This window comes from Paenibacillus sp. FSL H3-0333, assembly GCF_038002805.1.
GTDB lineage: Bacteria > Bacillota > Bacilli > Paenibacillales > Paenibacillaceae > Paenibacillus_AQ > Paenibacillus_AQ silagei.
Map to the genome: position 1 here is coordinate 1,175,806 of NZ_JBBODG010000001.1, position 20,006 is coordinate 1,195,811.

The 20,006-nt window shown below is 50.9% G+C and carries 20 protein-coding genes; all 20 read left to right on the plus strand.

From position 1 onward, the window contains the following. The first annotated feature begins 33 nt into the window (after positions 1-33). Positions 34-2,748, plus strand: a complete 2,715-nt coding sequence (locus MHH78_RS05225; protein WP_341170282.1) for a stalk domain-containing protein — start codon at positions 34-36, stop codon at positions 2,746-2,748. A gap of 57 nt (positions 2,749-2,805) precedes the next feature. Continuing rightward, positions 2,806-3,963, plus strand: coding sequence for a sensor histidine kinase (locus tag MHH78_RS05230; protein ID WP_340751347.1), 1,158 nt, complete (start codon positions 2,806-2,808; stop codon positions 3,961-3,963). Positions 3,964-3,967: 4 nt separating this feature from the next. Beyond that, positions 3,968-4,690 (plus strand): response regulator, encoded by a 723-nt coding sequence (locus MHH78_RS05235; RefSeq protein ID WP_036699238.1) that lies wholly within the window; start codon positions 3,968-3,970, stop codon positions 4,688-4,690. A 251-nt stretch (positions 4,691-4,941) separates the two neighbouring features. Next, a complete protein-coding gene (locus MHH78_RS05240; protein ID WP_341166803.1) occupies positions 4,942-5,385 on the plus strand; it encodes a glycosyltransferase family A protein in 444 nt (147 codons plus the stop codon). Positions 5,386-5,484: 99 nt separating this feature from the next. Beyond that, the gene (locus MHH78_RS05245; RefSeq protein WP_341170283.1) at positions 5,485-7,704 is read left to right on the plus strand and encodes a helicase-related protein; all 2,220 of its coding nucleotides are present in this window, start codon (positions 5,485-5,487) and stop codon (positions 7,702-7,704) included. 115 nt (positions 7,705-7,819) lie between these two features. Then, positions 7,820-8,671: a ComF family protein gene (locus MHH78_RS05250; RefSeq protein ID WP_341166804.1), complete on the plus strand. Its 852-nt coding sequence runs from the start codon at positions 7,820-7,822 to the stop codon at positions 8,669-8,671. 141 nt (positions 8,672-8,812) lie between these two features. Beyond that, positions 8,813-9,220: a TIGR03826 family flagellar region protein gene (locus tag MHH78_RS05255; RefSeq protein ID WP_036694666.1), complete on the plus strand. Its 408-nt coding sequence runs from the start codon at positions 8,813-8,815 to the stop codon at positions 9,218-9,220. 105 nt (positions 9,221-9,325) lie between these two features. Next, positions 9,326-9,613 (plus strand): flagellar biosynthesis anti-sigma factor FlgM, encoded by a 288-nt coding sequence (flgM, locus tag MHH78_RS05260; RefSeq protein WP_036694667.1) that lies wholly within the window; start codon positions 9,326-9,328, stop codon positions 9,611-9,613. 12 nt (positions 9,614-9,625) lie between these two features. Next, positions 9,626-10,126, plus strand: a complete 501-nt coding sequence (locus tag MHH78_RS05265) for a flagellar protein FlgN (RefSeq protein WP_076080047.1) — start codon at positions 9,626-9,628, stop codon at positions 10,124-10,126. A gap of 57 nt (positions 10,127-10,183) precedes the next feature. Next, positions 10,184-11,779, plus strand: coding sequence for a flagellar hook-associated protein FlgK (gene flgK / locus MHH78_RS05270; protein ID WP_341166805.1), 1,596 nt, complete (start codon positions 10,184-10,186; stop codon positions 11,777-11,779). A 12-nt stretch (positions 11,780-11,791) separates the two neighbouring features. Next, a complete protein-coding gene (flgL, locus tag MHH78_RS05275) occupies positions 11,792-12,709 on the plus strand; it encodes a flagellar hook-associated protein FlgL (RefSeq protein WP_341166806.1) in 918 nt (305 codons plus the stop codon). 18 nt (positions 12,710-12,727) lie between these two features. After that, positions 12,728-13,291: a DUF6470 family protein gene (locus tag MHH78_RS05280; protein WP_341166807.1), complete on the plus strand. Its 564-nt coding sequence runs from the start codon at positions 12,728-12,730 to the stop codon at positions 13,289-13,291. 75 nt (positions 13,292-13,366) lie between these two features. Continuing rightward, positions 13,367-13,822 carry a flagellar assembly protein FliW gene (locus MHH78_RS05285; protein WP_341166808.1) on the plus strand — a complete coding sequence of 152 codons (456 nt, stop codon included), beginning with the start codon at positions 13,367-13,369 and terminating at the stop codon, positions 13,820-13,822. Between the two features lies 1 nt (position 13,823). Next, entirely contained in the window at positions 13,824-14,060 is a 237-nt protein-coding gene (gene csrA, locus MHH78_RS05290; RefSeq protein WP_076080051.1) for a carbon storage regulator CsrA, read from the plus strand. Positions 14,061-14,306: 246 nt separating this feature from the next. Next, complete coding sequence (locus MHH78_RS05295; protein WP_341166809.1) at positions 14,307-16,046, plus strand: flagellin N-terminal helical domain-containing protein; 1,740 nt, start codon at positions 14,307-14,309, stop codon at positions 16,044-16,046. A 203-nt stretch (positions 16,047-16,249) separates the two neighbouring features. Continuing rightward, positions 16,250-16,642 carry a flagellar protein FlaG gene (locus tag MHH78_RS05300; RefSeq protein WP_341166810.1) on the plus strand — a complete coding sequence of 131 codons (393 nt, stop codon included), beginning with the start codon at positions 16,250-16,252 and terminating at the stop codon, positions 16,640-16,642. Between the two features lie 18 nt (positions 16,643-16,660). Beyond that, a complete protein-coding gene (gene fliD / locus MHH78_RS05305; protein WP_209868407.1) occupies positions 16,661-18,544 on the plus strand; it encodes a flagellar filament capping protein FliD in 1,884 nt (627 codons plus the stop codon). A 28-nt stretch (positions 18,545-18,572) separates the two neighbouring features. Then, complete coding sequence (gene fliS, locus MHH78_RS05310) at positions 18,573-18,965, plus strand: flagellar export chaperone FliS (RefSeq protein WP_076080054.1); 393 nt, start codon at positions 18,573-18,575, stop codon at positions 18,963-18,965. Continuing rightward, the gene (locus MHH78_RS05315) at positions 18,958-19,293 is read left to right on the plus strand and encodes a flagellar protein FliT (protein ID WP_341166811.1); all 336 of its coding nucleotides are present in this window, start codon (positions 18,958-18,960) and stop codon (positions 19,291-19,293) included. The genes fliS and MHH78_RS05315 overlap by 8 nt, the downstream gene beginning before the upstream one ends. A gap of 240 nt (positions 19,294-19,533) precedes the next feature. Then, positions 19,534-19,731 carry a cold shock domain-containing protein gene (locus tag MHH78_RS05320; RefSeq protein WP_036721237.1) on the plus strand — a complete coding sequence of 66 codons (198 nt, stop codon included), beginning with the start codon at positions 19,534-19,536 and terminating at the stop codon, positions 19,729-19,731. Positions 19,732-20,006: the final 275 nt, after the last annotated feature.

The following is a 20,006-nucleotide window of genomic DNA, read 5'->3' on the forward strand; positions in this document are numbered from 1 at the left end:
TGGGAGAGTTACACTGAAATGAATGAGCTTTTCATGGGGAAAAAGAGTACTGAGTCAACACGGGGAAATCAATGGTCGCCTGCTAAAAAATGGATTGCTGCATCCCTGGCAGGTGTAATCTGGATCATGCCGGTTGTCGGGAGTGAAGGTGCAGGATGGCTGGGCGCAAGCACTGCGCCGGTAGCACAAGCAGCAGCGTCCTTCTCGGCGACAAAACTGAGTGAAGAGGTTATCACTTCGGGTGCGATGATGATGAAATATAAGTTTACCACGGTGCGTTCAGGTAAGAGTGCCACAGGACTGGCCAGCGTCATTCGTGTCGATCTGAATAATCCTTATGTCTCTCTGGATGTAATGACCGGCAAAGGCGGGAATCTGACGACACGGCAGAGCACCGGGGGCATGGCGGCTGAGACAGGTGCGGTCGCGGCGGTGAACGGGGATTATTTCAATACCGGGGGAGAAGGAGCACCGATTGGCGGCCAGGTATCCGGCGGAGTGCTGGTGTCTACTCCTTCACAGCTGAACGGAATGTATGCTTTTGCAGTAACCAAGGACCGTAAACCTATGATTGATGAATATACGTTTGAGGGGATGCTGACCGCAGAGGATGGTTCCCAGTTCCCGCTGTCCGGCATCAACAAAGGGGCCTACAATCCCGAAGGCGGCAGTTCGACTTACAGTCATGCTAATGCCGCTTATATCTATACGGATGCGTGGACAGCGCTGGAACGGCCAAAGGGCAGTTCTACTACACCTACGGAGGTGCTGGTAGAGAATGATATCATTACTCAGATCTCGCTGGATTCGGCTCTGCCGGTGACCGTACCCAAGGGGGCATATATTCTGCGGACGCACGGGCTGGCCGCCCAGTTCGTTAAGGCTCATTTGGTTGTAGGACAGAAGCTGAACAGTACCTATGTGCTCCGTTCCAAAACCACCCAGCAGGAGCTCGATCCTTCTACGCTGCAGATGATGATCGGGGGGCATACGATTCTGGTCAATAACGGCAAGGCGTCGTCGTTCTCCCGTTCAACAAGCAGCATTGGCGGGTACCGGGCGCGTACAGCGCTGGGCTATTCCCAGGATGGCAGATATGTATATGTCATTGCAGCCGAGAAGAATAGCAATAGTGCGGGTCTGTCGCTGACAGAGCTGCAATCTTTCATGACGAATATCGGGGTGTGGAAAGGAATTAATCTGGACGGAGGGGGCTCTACAACGATGGTAGACCGCCCGCTGGCTGAAACCTCGACTACGCTTACCTTCAATACCGAATACGGCAAGGAGCAGCGCACAATCGTTAACGGCGTGGGAGTATATACTTCTGCTCCGCAAGGTGAAGTGAAAGGAATCAAGATCAGCGGCAGTTCGGTACTGTTAATCGGGCAAAAGGCCACATACTCCCTGAAGGGCTATGATACGTACTACAATCCGGTGGATGTAGCGGCGGCTAATCCGGCCTGGACCGCAAGCGGCGGCAGTGTGACTGTGAATGCGGGCGAAGCCACGGCCGTCAAGCCGGGAACCGTCAAGCTGAAGGCGACCAGCGGAACAGCGAGTGCGGAGACCGAGGTCACCGTTCTGGGCGGAGAAGACCTGTCCAGCCTGATTGCAGGTACAGCAACTGCACCGCTGCAAGCAGGAGCCACTGTATCGGTTCCGGTTAACGCGGTGTCGAAGAGCGGGGCAACGATAGCTGTTCCGGCAACCGCACTGAAGTGGGAGTTTATCGGCTTCAAAGGAAGTGTGGGGGACGGCAAGCTTAAAGTGGAGGCAGTCGATCCCGGCGTAACTACCGGATATGCGATTGCCCGCTATGACGGCTTCAGCACGGCGGTTGTCTTGTCTACTGCAGCTGCTACGGCGTGGGAGGATTTCGAGAATGCCAATTATCCGTTCGCGTTCACAACCAATGCGGCAGGGGTTACTGGAACAGCAGCAGTAGTTGCGGGCAGCGCAGAGCGTGCAGGCTCGAAGGTCTTATCGCTTAGCTACGATATGAGTGCAGGCACCGGTAAAATGTACGCATACGCCCAGTTCAACGGTACAAAGGGCAAGGATATTCCGGCGGCGGCAACCTCCATGTCAGTCGATGTGATGGGGGACATGAGCCTGAACTGGATGCGTGCCGAGCTGACAGATGCCAGCGGAAAGACGGCCTATATTGATTTGGCGAAAGTTATCGACTGGAACGGCTGGAAGACGCTTAATATCGATCTGTCCGGCTCAGGGATTAAATTTCCAGCTTCCCTTAAGAGACTTTACGTGGTAAATGTAGAAGAAGGCCAGGATGAGCGGGCCAAGACAGGGACAGTGGCCTTTGATAATATTTCCTTCGTGATGCCATCGCTCTCCAGTGAGGCGGGACTGCCCAAAGGGACGGCGGCGATGAGCATTGGAGGCAAGGCGATGACGGTTAACGGCACCAAGCGGCCGATTGATGTTGCGCCGATCGTGAAGGACGGCAGTACGTATGTGCCGATAAAATATGTTCTGGACGCGTTCGGCGGCAATGCGGTCTGGGATGCGAAGACTAAGAAGATTATGGTCCTTCGGGGCTCTAAGGCGCTGGATCTGACCGTGAATAAGAAGGAGTTCGTACTGAACGGGAAGCGGCAGAGTGCTGAAGTAGCACCGATGATTCTGAATGCCAGGACTTTAGTACCGCTTCGACTCGTGACAGAACAGCTCGGACTCACTGTAAAATGGGAACAGAACACTAAGACCGTAACTATCGAATCGTGATATGTTAGTATAAAGGAAAGCCTTTAATACGATTCGATAGAAATGGGGCAAGCATCCGTGGAATTTCAAGCCGATGCGATAGATCGGGTGATTAAAAACACCATCGACGTGATGGAGAGCAGCAAGTATCAGATATTCGAAATATTGCAGGTGGCACGCGATGAGCTTGCTGCACTCAACAAAGAACTGCAGCGGGTCATGGAAGAAACGGATGAAACATTGCAAAAGGTAGACAAGCTGGAGCAGCAGTACCACCGCTCCCGGATCCGGCTGACAGAGGTCAGCCGGGATTTTGTCCGCTACACGGAGAAGGATATCCGGATTGCCTATGAGAAGGCGACGGAGCTGCAGCTGGAGCTGATGATGACCAGGGAGAGGGAGGCTTATCTGCGGAGCAGACGCGATGAATTGCAAATGCGGGTTCGCAGTGTCGAAAATTCTGTAGAACGTGCCGAATCGATTGGTTCGCAAATGAGCGTTGTCCTGGAATATCTGTCCGGAGAACTAGGTCAAGTGACGCGAATTGTCGAATCTGCGAAGAACCGCCAGATGATTGGACTCAAAATAATCCTGGCTCAGGAAGAGGAACGGAAAAGAATTGCCCGGGAAATTCATGACGGTCCTGCTCAAATGCTGGCGAATCTAGTCCTAAGGACGGAAATTGTAGAAAGAATGCTGGTAAAGCAGGAATTTGGGCTGGTACAAGCCGAAGTAATAGACTTAAAGGGGCAGGTAAGATACAGCCTGGAAGAAATGCGCAAGGTGATTTTTAACCTGCGTCCGATGGCGCTTGATGATTTGGGGCTGATTCCGACTCTGCGGAAGTATGTGCATGATTATGAGGAGAAGACGAAGATCCGCACCTCTTTTGAAACCAGGGGGAAGGAGCACCGTTTGTCCTCAGCGATGGAAGCGGCGGTATACCGGCTGGTGCAGGAGGGTCTGTCCAATGCGGCGAAGCATGCTTATCCGAGCTACGTACTGGTAGAGATTACTTATCAGGCTCAATTGATCAAGATTGTTGTAAAAGACAATGGCTTAGGCTTCAATGTGAAAAAAATCAGTGAACAAGCCAACCGGGAAAGCTTCGGTCTGGTGGGTATGCGCGAACGCGTGGAATTGCTGGAGGGAAGAATGGAAATACAGTCAGCCGAGAACCAGGGCACAACAATCGTAATTCACATTCCGACGAATGTGGAAAAGGGAAAGGAGTAATGTGATGGAGAACCAAAACTCTGGCAAAGCGCCCATTAAAGTTCTTTTGGCCGATGATCATCAATTGTTTCGTGAAGGGCTTAAGCGTATTTTGAATATGGAGGATGACATCGAGGTCATTGGCGAATGCGGGGACGGCATCCAGGTGCTTGAATTCTGCAACGGTAACAAGCCGGATATCGTGCTGATGGATATCAATATGCCGATTGAGAACGGTGTGGAGGCTACGCAAAAGCTCCGTGAAATGTTCCCGGATGTCAAAGTGATTATCCTCTCGATTCATGATGATGAAAGCTATGTGTTTGAGACACTGCGCAAGGGGGCGAACGGATATCTGCTGAAGGATATGGAGGCCGAGTCGCTGATTAATGCGATCCGCTCCGTATGCGAGGGACATGCTTTTATCCATCCGAAGGTGACCGGCAAGCTGATTAATCAGCTGCGGCGCATGACGTACCTTAACGAGACTGGCGCTATGGCCGAGACGGCCGTGAAGGAAGCCGGTGTCAAATTCGTTGCAGGCGATAACAATCCGCTGACCCGCCGCGAGGCAGAGGTGCTGCGGTTGATGGCGGAGGGCAAGAGTAACAAGATGATTGGGGAATATCTGTTTATCAGTGAGAAGACGGTCAAAAACCATGTCAGCAGTATTCTGCAAAAGATGGAAGTGGACGACCGTACGCAGGCTGTAATTAATTCTATCAAATACGGCTGGGTAACTTTATAGCTTCCCTCATAAACTTTTAACTGAGCGTTTTGGAGAATCCTAATGATCCTTATAAACGGTACATAACTTGTATGCAGCTGAGAGCTGCAGCCATAGTATTGTTTCAGTCCGCACTCTATTCGAATTTTGCAAAATGCTAAATTAAATATGTACCCTAAGTTGAACTGGCGGGTGGGCTCCCGCGCTAATGGGCTGTCACCGTCCTTTTATCACCGGCATATAGTGTGGGTATAAGAGGGAGGTGCATCTTCATGATCGCCCAGTTAATCTGGATTATCTCTATTTATGCATCCGCAGCAGCCCTTGTTCAACTCCTGCATCATCGGGAAGAGACCCGGGCAGCAGCACGGACTGGTAAGCGGCTTCACTATATTCTGATTACCCGTAATCATGAGGCCGTGGTGGAGTGGTATCTCAGGGTTTTTGCAGTGTATGCTTGCTGGATCGGCAGGCCCCTGCAGATCACCTTGGTGGATGACGGTTCAGAAGACAGGACCATGGCGGTAGCCTCACGGATGGCTTATCATAACTCTTCTATTAAATTTGCACCTGCGGTGCCGTTCTTCGGTCTTGCGGGCAGGGAAGAACTCCGGCAGGGGGTTATGGTAGACCTGCGGGTTCAGGAGCCGCTGCTGCCGCTGCGGATGATGCGGTTGCCGGGAAGCGGGAAATCCCCATCCAAGCCCGGCGAATGACAGCTAAATATGTAAGTTACGGGTGAAGCACACTCTCCAGGAATGGGGCGGTGTGCTTTTTGGCGTGCTTTAAAAGATAAGGAGGCGTTGGGATTGAAGGTGGCTGTGTATGTGGTGGCGCAGGGCGGAGAGTGGCAGGCCCGGATTTCATTGAATCTGGCGGTGGATGAATTATGGTGGGCGGGTGAGGCGGAGGGGCTGGGAGGGTGGGGAGGGCGCTGGGTAGTAGGGGGAGGTCAAGTGGCAAACGGGGAAAGCCAAGCGGCGGAACGAAAAGGTCAGCGGGCAGACCAGAGAAGACAATCGGCAGACCGGGTTGTGCTGCTCTCAAGGTCACTGCCGCTGGGCTGGGCGGTGAAGCTGGCAGCAGCCTGCCAGTTCACAAACCAGATGCAGCGCTGGGATGAGGCAGCCTGGAGGAAATATGCCGCAGCTCTCTTGAAGGCGGAGATCCGGGCGGAGCGGGCTGCTGGAGGGGCACGGGGCGCAGGGTGGCCTTTTGAGGAGGTTCAGGTGTATAAGCTGCCGGAGGACAGGGGATGGAGTGGGCGTGGGGAATTCAAGGGGATCTGGGGGCATGAGCGGAGGGAGGGCTGGAACGGGGAGCGGAAGGTGGGGGGAGGTGAGCTGAGGGTTGGAGAGGGATGTGATTGGGGGGAGCCGGGGAGCGAGTGGGCGAGTGGGAGGAACAGCGGCGGGACGGAGGAGAGGGAGAATGAATGGGGGAGTACGAGGGAGAGTTGGCGAGACAATGAACGGGTTATCGAGCGGGGAAGTAGGAGGGAGAACTGGCGAGGGAACGAACAGGTGAGCTTACGGAGGAAAGAGCTCGAGGTACTTGCAGCGGGTGCTGACCGGCTGGTTGCTTCGCTGGACGGGTGCTCTCTGCTTCAGGGTGAAGCAGAGGCACTGGTGGCCGAGCAGCTTCCGGAGCTGGCGGAGAATTGGCGGGCTGCGGCGCAGCTCGCCTATCTCCAGGGACGGCTGCAACTGGAAGCCGCCGTCCAGGGCAAGGCGGGTGCGCGGCTAGGCCTGCGCCGCCGCGAAGTGCCGCGCTGCCTGCGCTGCGGCAGCGTGCCCACGGGCCGCACGGCCTGCGCCGCGTGCGGCCTTGCCGGCTGCGCCTATTGCGAGGCTTGCCTCGCACTGGGGCGCAGCCGGGCTTGCGCGCTGCTGCTGCGCAGCGCACCGCTGCCGGCCGTGCGCTGCACGGCCGGCGTGTCCCCCACCGTAGCGGCACGCCGGTGGGGGCTTAGCGCAGCGCAGGCGGCGGCCGCCGCTGCTGCGCTGGGGTTCCTGGCGGAGCCGCGCAAGCGCTCCGCCGCAAGAGGCCCAGAGCGGTTCCTACTCTGGGCAGTGACGGGCGCGGGGAAGACGGAGATGGTCTTCCCGCTCCTGGAGGCGGCGCTCGCGGCCGGAGGCCGGGCGCTGATCGCCACGCCGCGGCGCGACGTCGTGCTGGAGCTTGCGCCGCGCCTGGCCAGAGCCTTCCCGGCGGATGTCCCTGCCGTGCTGTACGGAGGCAGCGAGGACCGCTTGCGCCGCAGCCGGATCACCCTGGCGACCACGCACCAGCTGCTGCGGTTTCACCAGGCCTTCGATCTGGTCATCATCGATGAGATCGATGCGTTTCCCTATCACAACGATCCTATGCTGGACTATGCTGCAAGGCAGGTCTGCAAGCCCGGCGGACGATTCATCCTACTCTCCGCCACGCCGCCTGCGGAGCTTCAGCGTCATGCCCGCTCCGGCAGATTGCCGAATGCGAGGGTCCCGGTCCGTTTTCACGGCCACCCCTTGCCGGTTCCGCGCCATATCCGGATGCCGCCGCTTCATCGTTGCCTGAAGCAGGGCAGAATTCCGGCAGGACTGCGTTCAGCACTGCAGCGGTCCCTTGACCGTAAGGCGCAGATCTTCCTCTTTGTCTCACGAATTGTCCACATTGAGGGACTGCTGCAGCTTCTGCGGCGGATGTTTCCCGGGATTTCGATTGAGGGAACCACCTCTCAAGATCCGGGCAGGGCAGAGAAGGTGCTTAAGTTCCGGGATTGCACCATTTCCCTGCTGGTAACGACAACGATTCTGGAGCGTGGGGTTACGGTACCGCATAGTGATGTATTTATTCTGGATGCAGACAGCGGACTATTCGATGAGGCAGCCTTGGTGCAGATGGCGGGCCGGGCGGGCCGCTCCAAGGATGATCCGGCAGGCAACGTCATTTTCGCTTCAGCAGAGTGGAGCCGCTCACAGCGAGCCGCCATATCACAGATCCGCAGTATGAATGCAATCGCCCGCAGACAGGGATATCTCAAGTCTTAATGATTTTGTGAGGATTCCTTGGAAATAGCTGTGAATGCCCGGCTCCCCTCATTTTGAATGCTATACATGCTGAACTTTTGATCTCCACACACCATATTTTACAAGGAGGATTACCATGCGCTCCCTAATCTCGCCTTCGCAGCCGGAATGTCTGTTTTGCGGCCGCAGAGGCCGCCCTTCCCCTGAATGGCCTGAGATCTGCCTGCACTGCCAGAGCAGCATTCCATGGATTCGCGTTCCCCGGTGCCAGACTTGCGGAAGACATGTGGGTTGTCCCGATTGCAGCCGCAGCCATGGACCCATACCGATCCGGTGCAACCGGAGTGCAGTAGCCTATACCAGTGAAATGCGTGAAATATTAGGCCAGTATAAATACAGAGGGAATGAGCGGCTCGCACCCCTGCTCGGTCTGATGCTGGACAGGGCATACGCGCTGCTGCAACACGAACAGAGTGGACAACAACTGAATGGAGCGCTACAAAGTAACTTTTTTAGTAAACCATTCCCGATATGGCATTCAAAGCTTCGTATGCGTTCTAACCTATGGCAAGCCGATTTGCTGGTCCCTGTGCCTGTGAGCGCTGTCCGTTTGTCGGAACGGGGCTTCAATCAGGCGGAGCGGCTGGCGGAAGTAGTATCCCTGCGCAGAGGAATCCCTCAGCTCCCGCTGCTGGTCCGCACCCATCACACTGCCAAGCAGAGCTTCAAAAGCAGAAGGGAGCGGCTGGCCGATATGAAGCATGCTTTTGCCGGGAATACAGATTCAGCGGTTCTGCAAAGTATGAAGGAACACCTACATTCCCGTACGACGCATCAGCTTGAGCAGCGTCCCCTGCAAATCATCATTGTCGATGATATCTACACTACCGGAAGTACGATTCGTGCCTGCGCCGAAGCTCTTCAGCAGCTCTGCCGCAGCCAGAATTGCCTTGCTGAAATCTACTCTCTGACCTGGGCGCGTTCCTAGCAGCTTCCGCCGCTCTGGAATTCAATAAAACCGCTTCCCTGACCGATACTAAACATAGACGGATCTTCGGCGATCATGTAATCTTAGTAGCATAAGCGATTCATGAGTTGTGCAGAATGATAGAAGGGAGCCGCGGTAGATATGAATGTAGACAATTGTCCGAGATGCGGCCGGTTATATGTCAAGAACCTGATGAACCTGTGCCAGCCCTGCATCAAAGAGTTAGAGCATGAGTACGAAATCTGTGTAGAATACTTACGCAAAAATAGAGGCACCAACATACAGGAACTGTCCGATGCCACCGATATTTCCATCAAGGAAATCACGCGTTTTATCCGGGAGGGCCGGATTTCCATAGCCAATGCACCCAATATGATGTACCCTTGCGAGGTATGCGGAACACTGATCCGGGACGGGCATATGTGCGACAGCTGCCGCAGCCGTCTGACCAAGGACCTTGCCAATGCAGCCAAGGAAAGTGCAGACTCGAGCGCTTCCAAGAAGGCTCCAGATGGCGCTTACCGCGCGGTAGACAAGTTCCGCAACTAAACAATTCTGCAAAAAAACGCTTGCAGCTATAAAGAATGTTTCAACAGGGGCCGATAAACTTAGTAAAGATTATCGGCTTTTTTATTACAGAAGGAAGGTGAAGTTATGAAAATTAACGATGCCGGACGAATCAATGCGATTAATCCATACCAACGAAGTGCGGAATCGCAAAGGCAGGAACAGATGAAGAAGAGTACACGCAAGGATGAGGTATCGATTTCGGATGAGGCCATTAAGCTGCTCCAGGCACAGAAGAGCGGCAAGATTGACACGGAACGTGCGAATAAGATCGAGAGCCTGAAACAGCAAGTATCCGCAGGTACCTACCAGGTTGACGCAGCCAAGCTCGCTGAGACACTCGCCCCCTACTTTAAGCAATCCTCCGAGAATTAGGTGAACACACCCATGGCACTTACAACATTATTAGAATTGCTTGAGCGGCTGGACGAGGCGCATGTGCAGATGCTGGATCTGGCCGCAGTGAAGAAACAGACCATTATGGACAACAAGGTAGAGGGTCTCATTGATATCCTGAACCGCGAGTCCAAGCTGATGAAGGTGATCGGACAGCTGGAAGAACGGCGTGCAGAAGCGGCCTTCGAGTTTTTGCAGGGGGTTGGAATCCGTTCCAATCTGAATTTGAATCTTACCGAGCTGTCCCGCCTTGTCTTTGATCCCGATGACAAATCACGCCTGCTGCAGATTCAGCAGAAGCTTTCCGGCACATTGCAGCAATTAAAAAAGGCCAATGAGCTGAACCAGAAGCTGATTGAGCAGTCGCTTACCTTTATAGATTATTCCCTGGATTTGCTGGTCGGAAGACCAAATCAGGAAATGACATACCATCATCCGTCCGACAAGGGCAGCAGTGTAACTCGGCCGGGTCTTTTTGATGCCCGTGGATAATCAGGTTATCCGCTGAGCTGCGCCCACCGCAGCAATCACAAGGGAGGAACAAGTAGCATGACATCCACATTCCACTCCATCGAGACCGCAAGACGAAGCCTGTTTACCCAGACGGCGGCGCTCAATACCACCGGCCACAACATTGCTAACGCCAACACGGAGGGATACACCCGCCAGCGTGTGAATATGAAGGCAGCCATCCCGATTGAAGCCTATGGTATGAATAACTCGACGATGCCAGGGCAGCTGGGAACCGGGGTTGAATTCAGTTCCATTGAGCGGATTCGGGAGATGTTCCTGGACGATCAGTTCCGCGGGGAGAACTCGGCAAGCGGGAACTGGAGCATTCAGTCGGATACCTTAGATAAGCTGGAAGCGATCGTGAATGAGCCTTCAGATACCGGTGTTCGTATCGTGCTGGATAACTTCTGGAAATCCTGGTCGGACCTCAGTAAGAATCCGGAAGATCCCACTGCCCGCAAGATCGTCGTTCAGACAGCCCAGGCCCTCACGGATGCCATGAACTATATGAGTACACAGCTCAGCAATCTGGACCGCGATCTAAGCACCAACATTGATGTCAAAGGCAAAGAGATCCAGAGCTATCTCAGTTCTATCGCTGACCTCAATCAATCCATCTCCAAGATCGAAGGTATGGGCGACAAAGCCAATGATCTGCGCGACCAGCGCGACCTGTTGACGGACAAGCTGTCCAAGATTGCTAACATCACCATTCTGGATACAGATGCCGGATATAACATCTCACTGGGCACACAGCCGTTAGTTCAAGGAGCAACCGTAAGTGCGGCTGTAGACAGTACGTTTCTTAATACCGCCTTCGCCTCCGGCGATTTGAAGGCCGGTGAAGCTTATGGGATGCTTTTCTCCAAAAACACCTATGTAGCAGATTACAGGAAGCAGCTCGACGCGATGGCCAATACCATTGCCAATGGTGAAGTGCAGGTGACCATACCGTCAGGCTCTAACCTGCCCGCAGGAACGACTGTGCTCAAGGATTCAGAGATTATTAATGCAGATGGCACCAAAACAACTCTTTCAGCAGGAAGCGCGGTACCTATCCCGTTGCCGGGTGATCTAAAAACAACAGTCAAGGGTTTGAATGGGCTCCATCAGCTGGGTTATGCATTGAACGGGACATCGGGCCGGCCGTTCTTCACCTCTTCAGTAGCCGGGGAAGCGATCACTGCTGCCAATCTCAAGCTGAATCCAGAAATCGCTGCAGATCCCACGCTGTTTGCTACTTCCTTGCGTACTACTACAGACACCTCAGGTAATGTATCCGTAGTAAAAGGGAATAACACACTCGCACTGCTGTTCAGCAATATGAAGGATAATAATACTTTTGCTACAGCAGATGGTACTAAGACCGGTACAGTCGGGTCCTATCTCAGCTCCATGGTCGGACAATTGGGTATCCAATCTCAAGAGGCTACACGCCAGGCGAGCAACGCCGATTACCTGGTGGAGCAAGTCAATTCCCGCCGCCAATCCGTAAGCGGTGTGTCGCTGGATGAAGAAATGTCCAATATGCTCGTGTTCCAGCATGCCTACAGTGCTGCTGCGCGTTTCATGACCACCTATGATGAACTGCTTGATAAATTGATTAATTCTACCGGCACAGTCGGAAGATAAGGAGGCCATACCATGATCAGAGTCACCTCCAATATGATGAGCTCACAGCTGCTGCTTAACTTGAACCGCAATGCACGTACCATGAACGACACCCAGCTCCAGCTGGCCAGCGGCCGCAAAATCAACAAGCCCTCCGACGACCCGGTAGGTATCACCTATTCTCTGCGCTATCGCGCCGAGCTGTCTTCCAACGAGCAATACACGAAGAACGTGGATAGCGCGCTGTCTTGGCTTGATTATAACGATACGGTATTGGGTCAGGCGGGGGATGTAATTCAACGGTTGCGGGATCTGACTGTACAAGCTTCTACCGGCAGTAATCCACAGTCCGCTCTGGACAGTATTAATGAAGAAGTGATGCAGCTTAAAGAACAGCTGGTAGATATAGCGAACAGTAAGCTGAACGGAAAGTACATTTTCAATGGTGAGCAGTATACTACCAAGCCTTATGATTTTGCCAAGGGAGCTGATGGCACCTATGACACCTCACAGGAGGTTATAACGGACGCCGGGCAAATTCAGTACATTGTCGGCGAAGGGGTTCAAATGCCGATCAATTTAACCGGAAATTCGGTATTTGGTAACACTGGTGAATCAGATAATATCTTTTCATTAATCAATAATCTTTCATCTGCCTTGAAGGCCGGGAACATCACAGGTATTTCCAGCCAGCTTGATAAAATCGATACCCGCACCGAGACGATTCTATCAGCACGCTCTGAGATCGGAGCCAAGACTAACCGTGTGGAACTGATGCAGGACCGCTTAAGCGATTTGAACATTAACTTGACGGATCTCCAGGCTAAGACAGAGGATGCCGATTATGAAGGGCTGATCATGCAGTCGAAGATCCAGGAGAATATCTACAATGCCTCGCTGTCTGTGGGAGCGAAGATTATCTCTACAACCCTTGTAGATTTTATCCGATAACGGAGGGAGTTCTTGTTGATGCAGTCTATATTGCAAATTCGACAGACACCTGCACGGATCGGCATTGATGCGGATATCGGGTCTTTCTCTATTACTCAACCGAAGGCAGACGTCAGCATCACGACAACACCGGGTGAGCTAAGCGTTCAATCCACTCCTCCAGAGCTTATTATTGACCAGACCAGGGCACGCGCCGCGTATAATGGGGGCAGTGTTCTGGATATGAATCGTAGAATCTACTCGGGAATTCAGCAGTTGTATCTTCAGGCCATTGCCCGTAGAGTGGAGCAAGGCACGCGCATGGCTGAATTTTTCAAGCCCGGTAACAGTATTGCTGAGATTTACGGAACAGATACCGAGCCGAATTCTTTTCCTGAGCCTTGTGGCCCAGCGTCATATGATAATGTGGACGTACGATACGAAGCAAGAGCCCCGGAAATTAATTTCAGACCCGCCACAGTTGATATTCAGGTGGAAAGACACCGCCCGGAGACGGAATATACACGCGGCAAGCTTGATATTTATATGCAGCAATATGCTTCGGTGCAGTTTATTCCGCCGGAATTGAATGTACAAATGTAATGTAATAAGCTATGGATGTGCTCTGGGCACTTCTATAGCTTTTCTGTTATCTAACAATAATTAGAACAACAAGGAGTGAATAACTTGATTATAGAAACACTATCCATGGGTACACTTGAAGTTAGGGAGGATCAGGTGTTCCACTTCGCCAAAGGAATTCCAGGTTTTGATGAAGAAGCGGACTTTGCGCTGGTGGCTTTGGACGAGTCTCCGTTTTGGGTATTGCAGTCGGTTAAGGAGCAAGGCCATTCCTTTTTGCTTGCTGACCCTTTTACCTTCTATCCATCTTATGAATTTGAACTTCCGGATGATGAAGCAGAAGAACTGGGGATCGAATCTGATGTGGTTGTCCGCTGTATTGTTACGCTGAAAGAACAAGTAGAAGCTTCGACCATTAATCTGTTGGCGCCCATTATCTTCAATCCCATTGGATTGACCGGGAAGCAGATTGTAATACACCGCACCTCATATCATACGAAGCACAGTCTGCTGCAAGAGCAGTTAGTGGCTGATGGAAAGGATGGGGGTTAATATGCTCGTACTGTCCCGCAAAAAAGGGGAGACCATCGTGATCCAGGATCAGATTGAACTCACGATTCTGAGTGTAGACGGCGACACCGTAAAAGTAGGAATCTCCGCACCGAAGCACGTGGATATCTTCCGCAAAGAGGTCTACTTATCGATACAGGAATCGAACCGTGAGTCCGTAGCGCCGCAACCCTCCGACTTGAATGCCTTGATACACCGTCTCCGCGGATCGAATTCTTAGGGTAGTCTCTTTAGGGAAATAAAAGATATATTTATGAACCTGAGTCAGCTTTTGTGGCTCGGGTTTTTTTGTGATTATAGTAAAGAATCAAAATAATTATCGGAAAATGAAAAAATGCTCTAAACAGTTAGGGCCAAGCCGTCGATATATGTATTAGGCATCGAGCCGGCAGGGCGGCCGACCTTAATGGTTCAGTGCTTACCACATGGATGTGGAACTAACTCAATTTCAGGGAGGAAATATCAAATGATTATTAACCACAACGTACCGGCGTTGAACACTCACCGCCAATTGTCCATCAACACTGCCAACACGAACAAAAATATTGAGAAGCTGTCTTCCGGTCTTCGCATCAACCGTGCTGGTGACGATGCTGCCGGTCTGGCAATCTCCGAAAAAATGCGTGGTCAGATCCGCGGTTTGGATCAGGCTTCCCGTAATGCTCAAGACGGTATCTCCTTGATTCAGACAGCTGAAGGTGCATTGAACGAAACTCACTCCATCCTGCAACGTCAACGCGAAATCGCGAACCAATCCGCGAACGGAACGAACACCGATTCCGATCGTCAAGCGCTGCAAGATGAAATGAACGCACTGACTTCCGAAATCAACCGTATCGGTAACACAACTGAGTTCAACACTCAGAAGTTGCTGCAGGGTGATGGGAAATCGAACTTAGCAGCTTCGGGATTAGTTCCTACTGCAGTTTCTCAAACTGGTGTAAATGCAGTGCATACACAAGCGACTGCTGACATCACTGTGAATGCCACAGCTGTCGCTGGCGACGATATTAAAATTACATTAAATGGTGTGGATTTAACTGCTTCATTTAAAGCAAATGTCAATACCAAGGCGGATTCTGAAGCAACTGTTACAGGTGCAGGTACTGCAGATATCAATATTGCTGGTACTGCAAATGCTAATAATTCAGCAGATGGATTAGCAAATGCGTTCCAAGCAATGATTGACAATAATGAAATGCTAAAAGGTAATTACACTGCTGTTTCTGATGGTGCGGGAAAAGTTACAATTTCAGCAGTTGCTGGAGGTAAATTCGAAGGTGCAGCAGGGAATATTTCTGGTTATGATGAAAGTGGAGCTACTGGAGCATCGTTCACTGAAACTGTAACGGGTGCAGTAGGTAAAACAGCAGCAGCAACTGCGGCAACAACTAATTTGGACTTCTCTGCTTCTGGTCTTAATATTGACAGCAAAGCTAAAGTGGAAGCACTCGTTGGTAAAGGTTTTACAATTAATGACCAACAGGTCGAATTCTATGATGCAAATAAAGGTACTTACACTGGCAAGGGCATTGGAGTAAACATCAGTGATGCTATCAATGCAACAGCTAACTTCGATGATGTATTAGCCAATATTGTATCAACACAATTGAATGGTAAAGTGGAAGGCATTAAAGCGGCTGCAACTGGTGCAGCAACTGGTATTATCAAAATTGATAGTGCAACAGCTGGCGCTACTTCTAAGCTCGAAATCAAAGACGGTGGCGTTCAAAAAGCCTTCGAAACTTCCTTCCAAATCGGTGCTAACACTGGTCAATCCATGAGCCTGTCGATCAACGACATGCGTTCCAAAGCTCTGGGTATCACTGGTAAAGCTGGCGATGCTGGTTTCACAGCAGCTAACACAGTAACTGACGGAACTAACGATGTTAAGGGCGAAGCTGCTCTGAACATTGCTACTAAAGAAGGCGCAGCTGCTGCTATCGCAATTCTAGATAAAGCTACTGCAACTGTATCCAGCGAACGTTCTAAATTGGGTGCGACTCAGAACCGCCTTGAGCACACTATCAACAACTTGGGAACAGCTTCTGAGAACCTGACAGCTGCTGAATCCCGTATCCGTGACGTTGATATGGCTAAAGAAATGATGCAACAAACTAAGAACAACATCCTTGCACAGGCTGCACAAGCTATGTTGGCTCAGGCTAACCAACAGCCACAAGGCGTTCTGCAATTGCTTCGTTAATTTCAAGTCATTCTCCAACATATTACATCTTCAAGCTCCGGGATTTTCCCGGAGCTTTTTTTGTCGCCCTAAGCTCTTACTTTTTCACGAAAACTCTATTTATACTTGATATTTCTATGTTTATCTTTGGTAAGTCCTAAATTATCCCTGAATGTAACCGATATATAAAGTATAAAAATGAGTGTTGGTGGAGGTCGGGGTTAATGAATGTACAGTTTTCGCTTACTGCTAGTACGACAGCAAGTGGACAGGGTAAGCCAGAGGCAGTACCGTCCAGTACCGTTTCAGTGGCGCCTGTAGATCAAGCATCGGGCATCCGGGATGTTAAGGATATGAGCCTGAAGGAGAAACAGGGAGCGAGTGTGTCAGTAGGTGAGGAACAGTTAATCCGCACCATAGAACGGGCAGTGAAATCATTGCAGGGCCCCCAGACCACGCTAGAGATCAGCATCCACGAGAAGACACATGACATTATGGTGAAGGTGCTTAACAAAGACACCGGCGAGTTAATACGTGAAGTTCCCCGGGAGAAGACTTTGGATCTTGTGGCGAATATGATGGAGCTTGCAGGTATTCTTATAGACGAGAAGATCTAATAGAGGGAGGTGCTTTTTTTGGTTACTCGGGTCAATGGATTCTCAGGTATGGATATCGATAGTATGGTGAAGAGTATGATGGCTGCCAAGCGGGTACCGCTGGACAAGCTTAATCAGGACAAACAAATTCTACAATGGACACGTGAGAGCTACCGGGAGATGAACAGCAAGCTGTATGACTTCCGGACCAATAAACTAGTTACCAAATATGGCAGGGACGCAGCGCTGAATGCCCAGAAGGCTGTGCTAAGCGGCAATACGACCGCGCTTAAAGCAGAAGCGACATCAACGGCAACCGGCCAGGAGATGACTGTTAAGGTCACAAAGCTGGCAACAAGAACTACATATGAGACAGCCGGATTAGGACAAGGCATACCGGCTACGACCTCCTTGGCAGCACTTGATGGCGTTGACCTTGGAAGCATGCGAGGTCTGGATATGGAGGAATACCTGAAGAAGGGCTTCGACATCAGCATCAACGGCGAGACCTTCAAGGATAAGGAGGGGAAATCCCTATTCAACGGCATGACCTCGATCTCGACGCTGGTCGCAACGATTAATTCTTCTGAGAAGGCTAATGCGATCGCTAGTTATGATGAAATTACCGGAAAGCTGACCATCGCCTCCAAAACGGGCGGCAAAGATGGTACGGTAACGATGGGGACCCCCTCAAGCAGCAATACAGTTCTAGGTTTATTCTCTACGAAGAAGGTTGCAGAGACGAATAAGCTTACAGGCGCTACTGGCTCCACTACATTGACGCAGCTTACGAACCAGCTTAATAATTCTGTTTTGACCGATGACGAAGTCAAAGATATTACATTTAGTATCAATGGTAAAGCATTTACGTTCAAGGGTTCGGATACTATTGATAAAATTGTGGATACCATCAAAAATGACCCTGATGCAAAGGTAAATGCAGAATTTACGACAGACGGCACTTTGAAGCTGACCGGGATAGTAGCAGATCCTGGTAATCCGAAAGGGGCTGTCAACCTTAGCGGCAACTCTTACGGATTCATGAAGCTCTTTAACGGGATGAAATCAAACCCGTCAGATGACAATTCAATTACTAAGACAATCACAGGCGAGAATGGTGAAGTCAAGATTAATAATGTGGATATTGATAATGTAACCAGCAATACGTTTACCATTAACGGCGTCCAGCTCACGTTGCTGGAGGTTACCAAAGCGGATGAGCCTGTCATCATCAAAACGCAGACCGATTCTAGCAAAGCCGTTGAGTCCATCAAGAGCTTCGTTGAAGATTATAACAGCCTGATCCTAGCCTTGAATTCCAAGATTGACGAAGCCAAATATCGTGATTTCAGGCCGCTGACGGATGCGCAGAAGGCTGAAATGAAAGAGGCTGACGTCAAAACCTGGACCGAGAAGGCGCAGAGCGGGTTGCTCAAGAATGATGATATTATCAAGTCCGTATTGTCTGAAATGCGCAGCATAATTAGTGATAAACTGGGGCCGTTAAGCACCCTAGGCATTACGACCGGGAATTATACGTCGAACGGCAAGCTTGTGATTAATGAGGAGAAGCTGAATACGGCGATCAATGCGAATCCGCAGCTCGCAATGGATCTGCTGCAAGGCCCTGCCAGTGCCCCCAAAGAGGGGATTTTCGACAAAATGGCTGACAAAATCACATCGGCCATCGAGAAACTATCGGAGCGGGCAGGCACGAACAGATACTCCATGGACCTTACCAGTACATTCAAGGAAGAAAGTGTGATGGGTAAGAAAATGAAGTTATACAACTCGCGGCTCAATGTCATGACCACGATGTTAAATAACACAGAGACCCGTTACTACAAACAATTCACCGCCATGGAAACCGCCATGAACAAGCTGCAATCCCAGTCCAACAGCCTATTCTCCACCGGCAAATAAGAACATTTCACAATAGAGGGTGACCAATTTGATTAAATCTCCTTATGATAAATACCGCCAGTCTTCTGTCCAGACTTCAACACCTGCGCAACTCGTGATTATGCTGTATGATGGGGCCATTCGCTTCGTGAAGACTGCGGTGGACGGGTTGAACAAGCAGGATTTGGAGAAGTCCAATTTGAATTTTGGCAAGGCTCAGACCATCATCAGTGAGTTGATGAGTACGTTGGATCACTCTATTGAAGTCTCGAAGGGACTCTACTCTCTTTACGAATATACGAACTACCTGTTAATTCAGGCCAACATCCAGAAGAACCCCGAGAAGGCTGAAGAAGCCATTGGCTATCTTACTGACCTCAGAGAGACTTGGCTTCAGGCCTCTAAGCTGGCGGCCAGTCAGACTGAGATTGCGAATGGATGAGCTTATCCGTAACTTGGATCGGCTGACTGGGGAGATGATGGACCGGCTTCAGGATGCAACCTATGAGGAGCTTGAAGACTTTGTAGAGGAGAGGCAGAAGCTTGTCGATTCCATCACACAAGAGGTCGAAGTTTGTCCGGCAACTCCTGCACAAAAGCAGGAAATTAATCGTATTTTGTCACATGATAATGAATTGCTGGACCGGATGAACGCCCTCCGCCAGGAAGCCCAAGACTTCCTCCAGAAGCGGGGTCAAGCCAAAATCCAACGCAACGCCTACGAGACAGCCTACACCCCGGACAGCTTCCTGATGGACCGCAAAAAATAAACAGAAAATAATAGATTTCTCCTGTTTCAATAGGGGAGTGGACGGGTATTTACAAGCGTCTGCTCCTTTTTTTGTAACTTATATTACCGAATTCTATCCATTTCTGATGCCGATTGCACCCTGGTAAATTATTGAAAGTAATCATTTACTATTCCAATTGACAATAGAGAAGCTGCGGTGGTATAGTCGAATTGTGAGCAAGACTCACGTTCATCTGATGACGAAGGGAATGTTTAGTCAATGGAAGGTAAAGTTAAATGGTTTAACGCAGAAAAAGGTTATGGTTTTATCGAAACTTCCGATGGTGGCGACGTATTCGTACACTTTTCCGCGATTCAAACTGACGGTTTCAAGACTTTGGATGAAGGCCAATCCGTAGAGTTCGATATCGTTGAAGGCGCACGCGGACCACAAGCAGCTAACGTCATCAAATTATAATCATCCGGCGAAGCCGACCTACATATATGGTAGATGGTTAGCAATTGAGACAACGCTAGCGTTAGACCCAAGGGGATCTCCCTTGGGTCTTTTTTATGTAGGCGTGCCCAGAGGCACGCATTATCTAGTTGGTGAAAGTCCAACCAAAGGAGGGACCAAGCTACCTTTGTAGCTAGGATGCTTGCACATGGCGAAATCTGTGTGTAAAAGCGCATCGACAAAAGTACCGGTCAGAGACCGGGCGAGCAACAATTCAGGCCGCAACATCAAGTGAA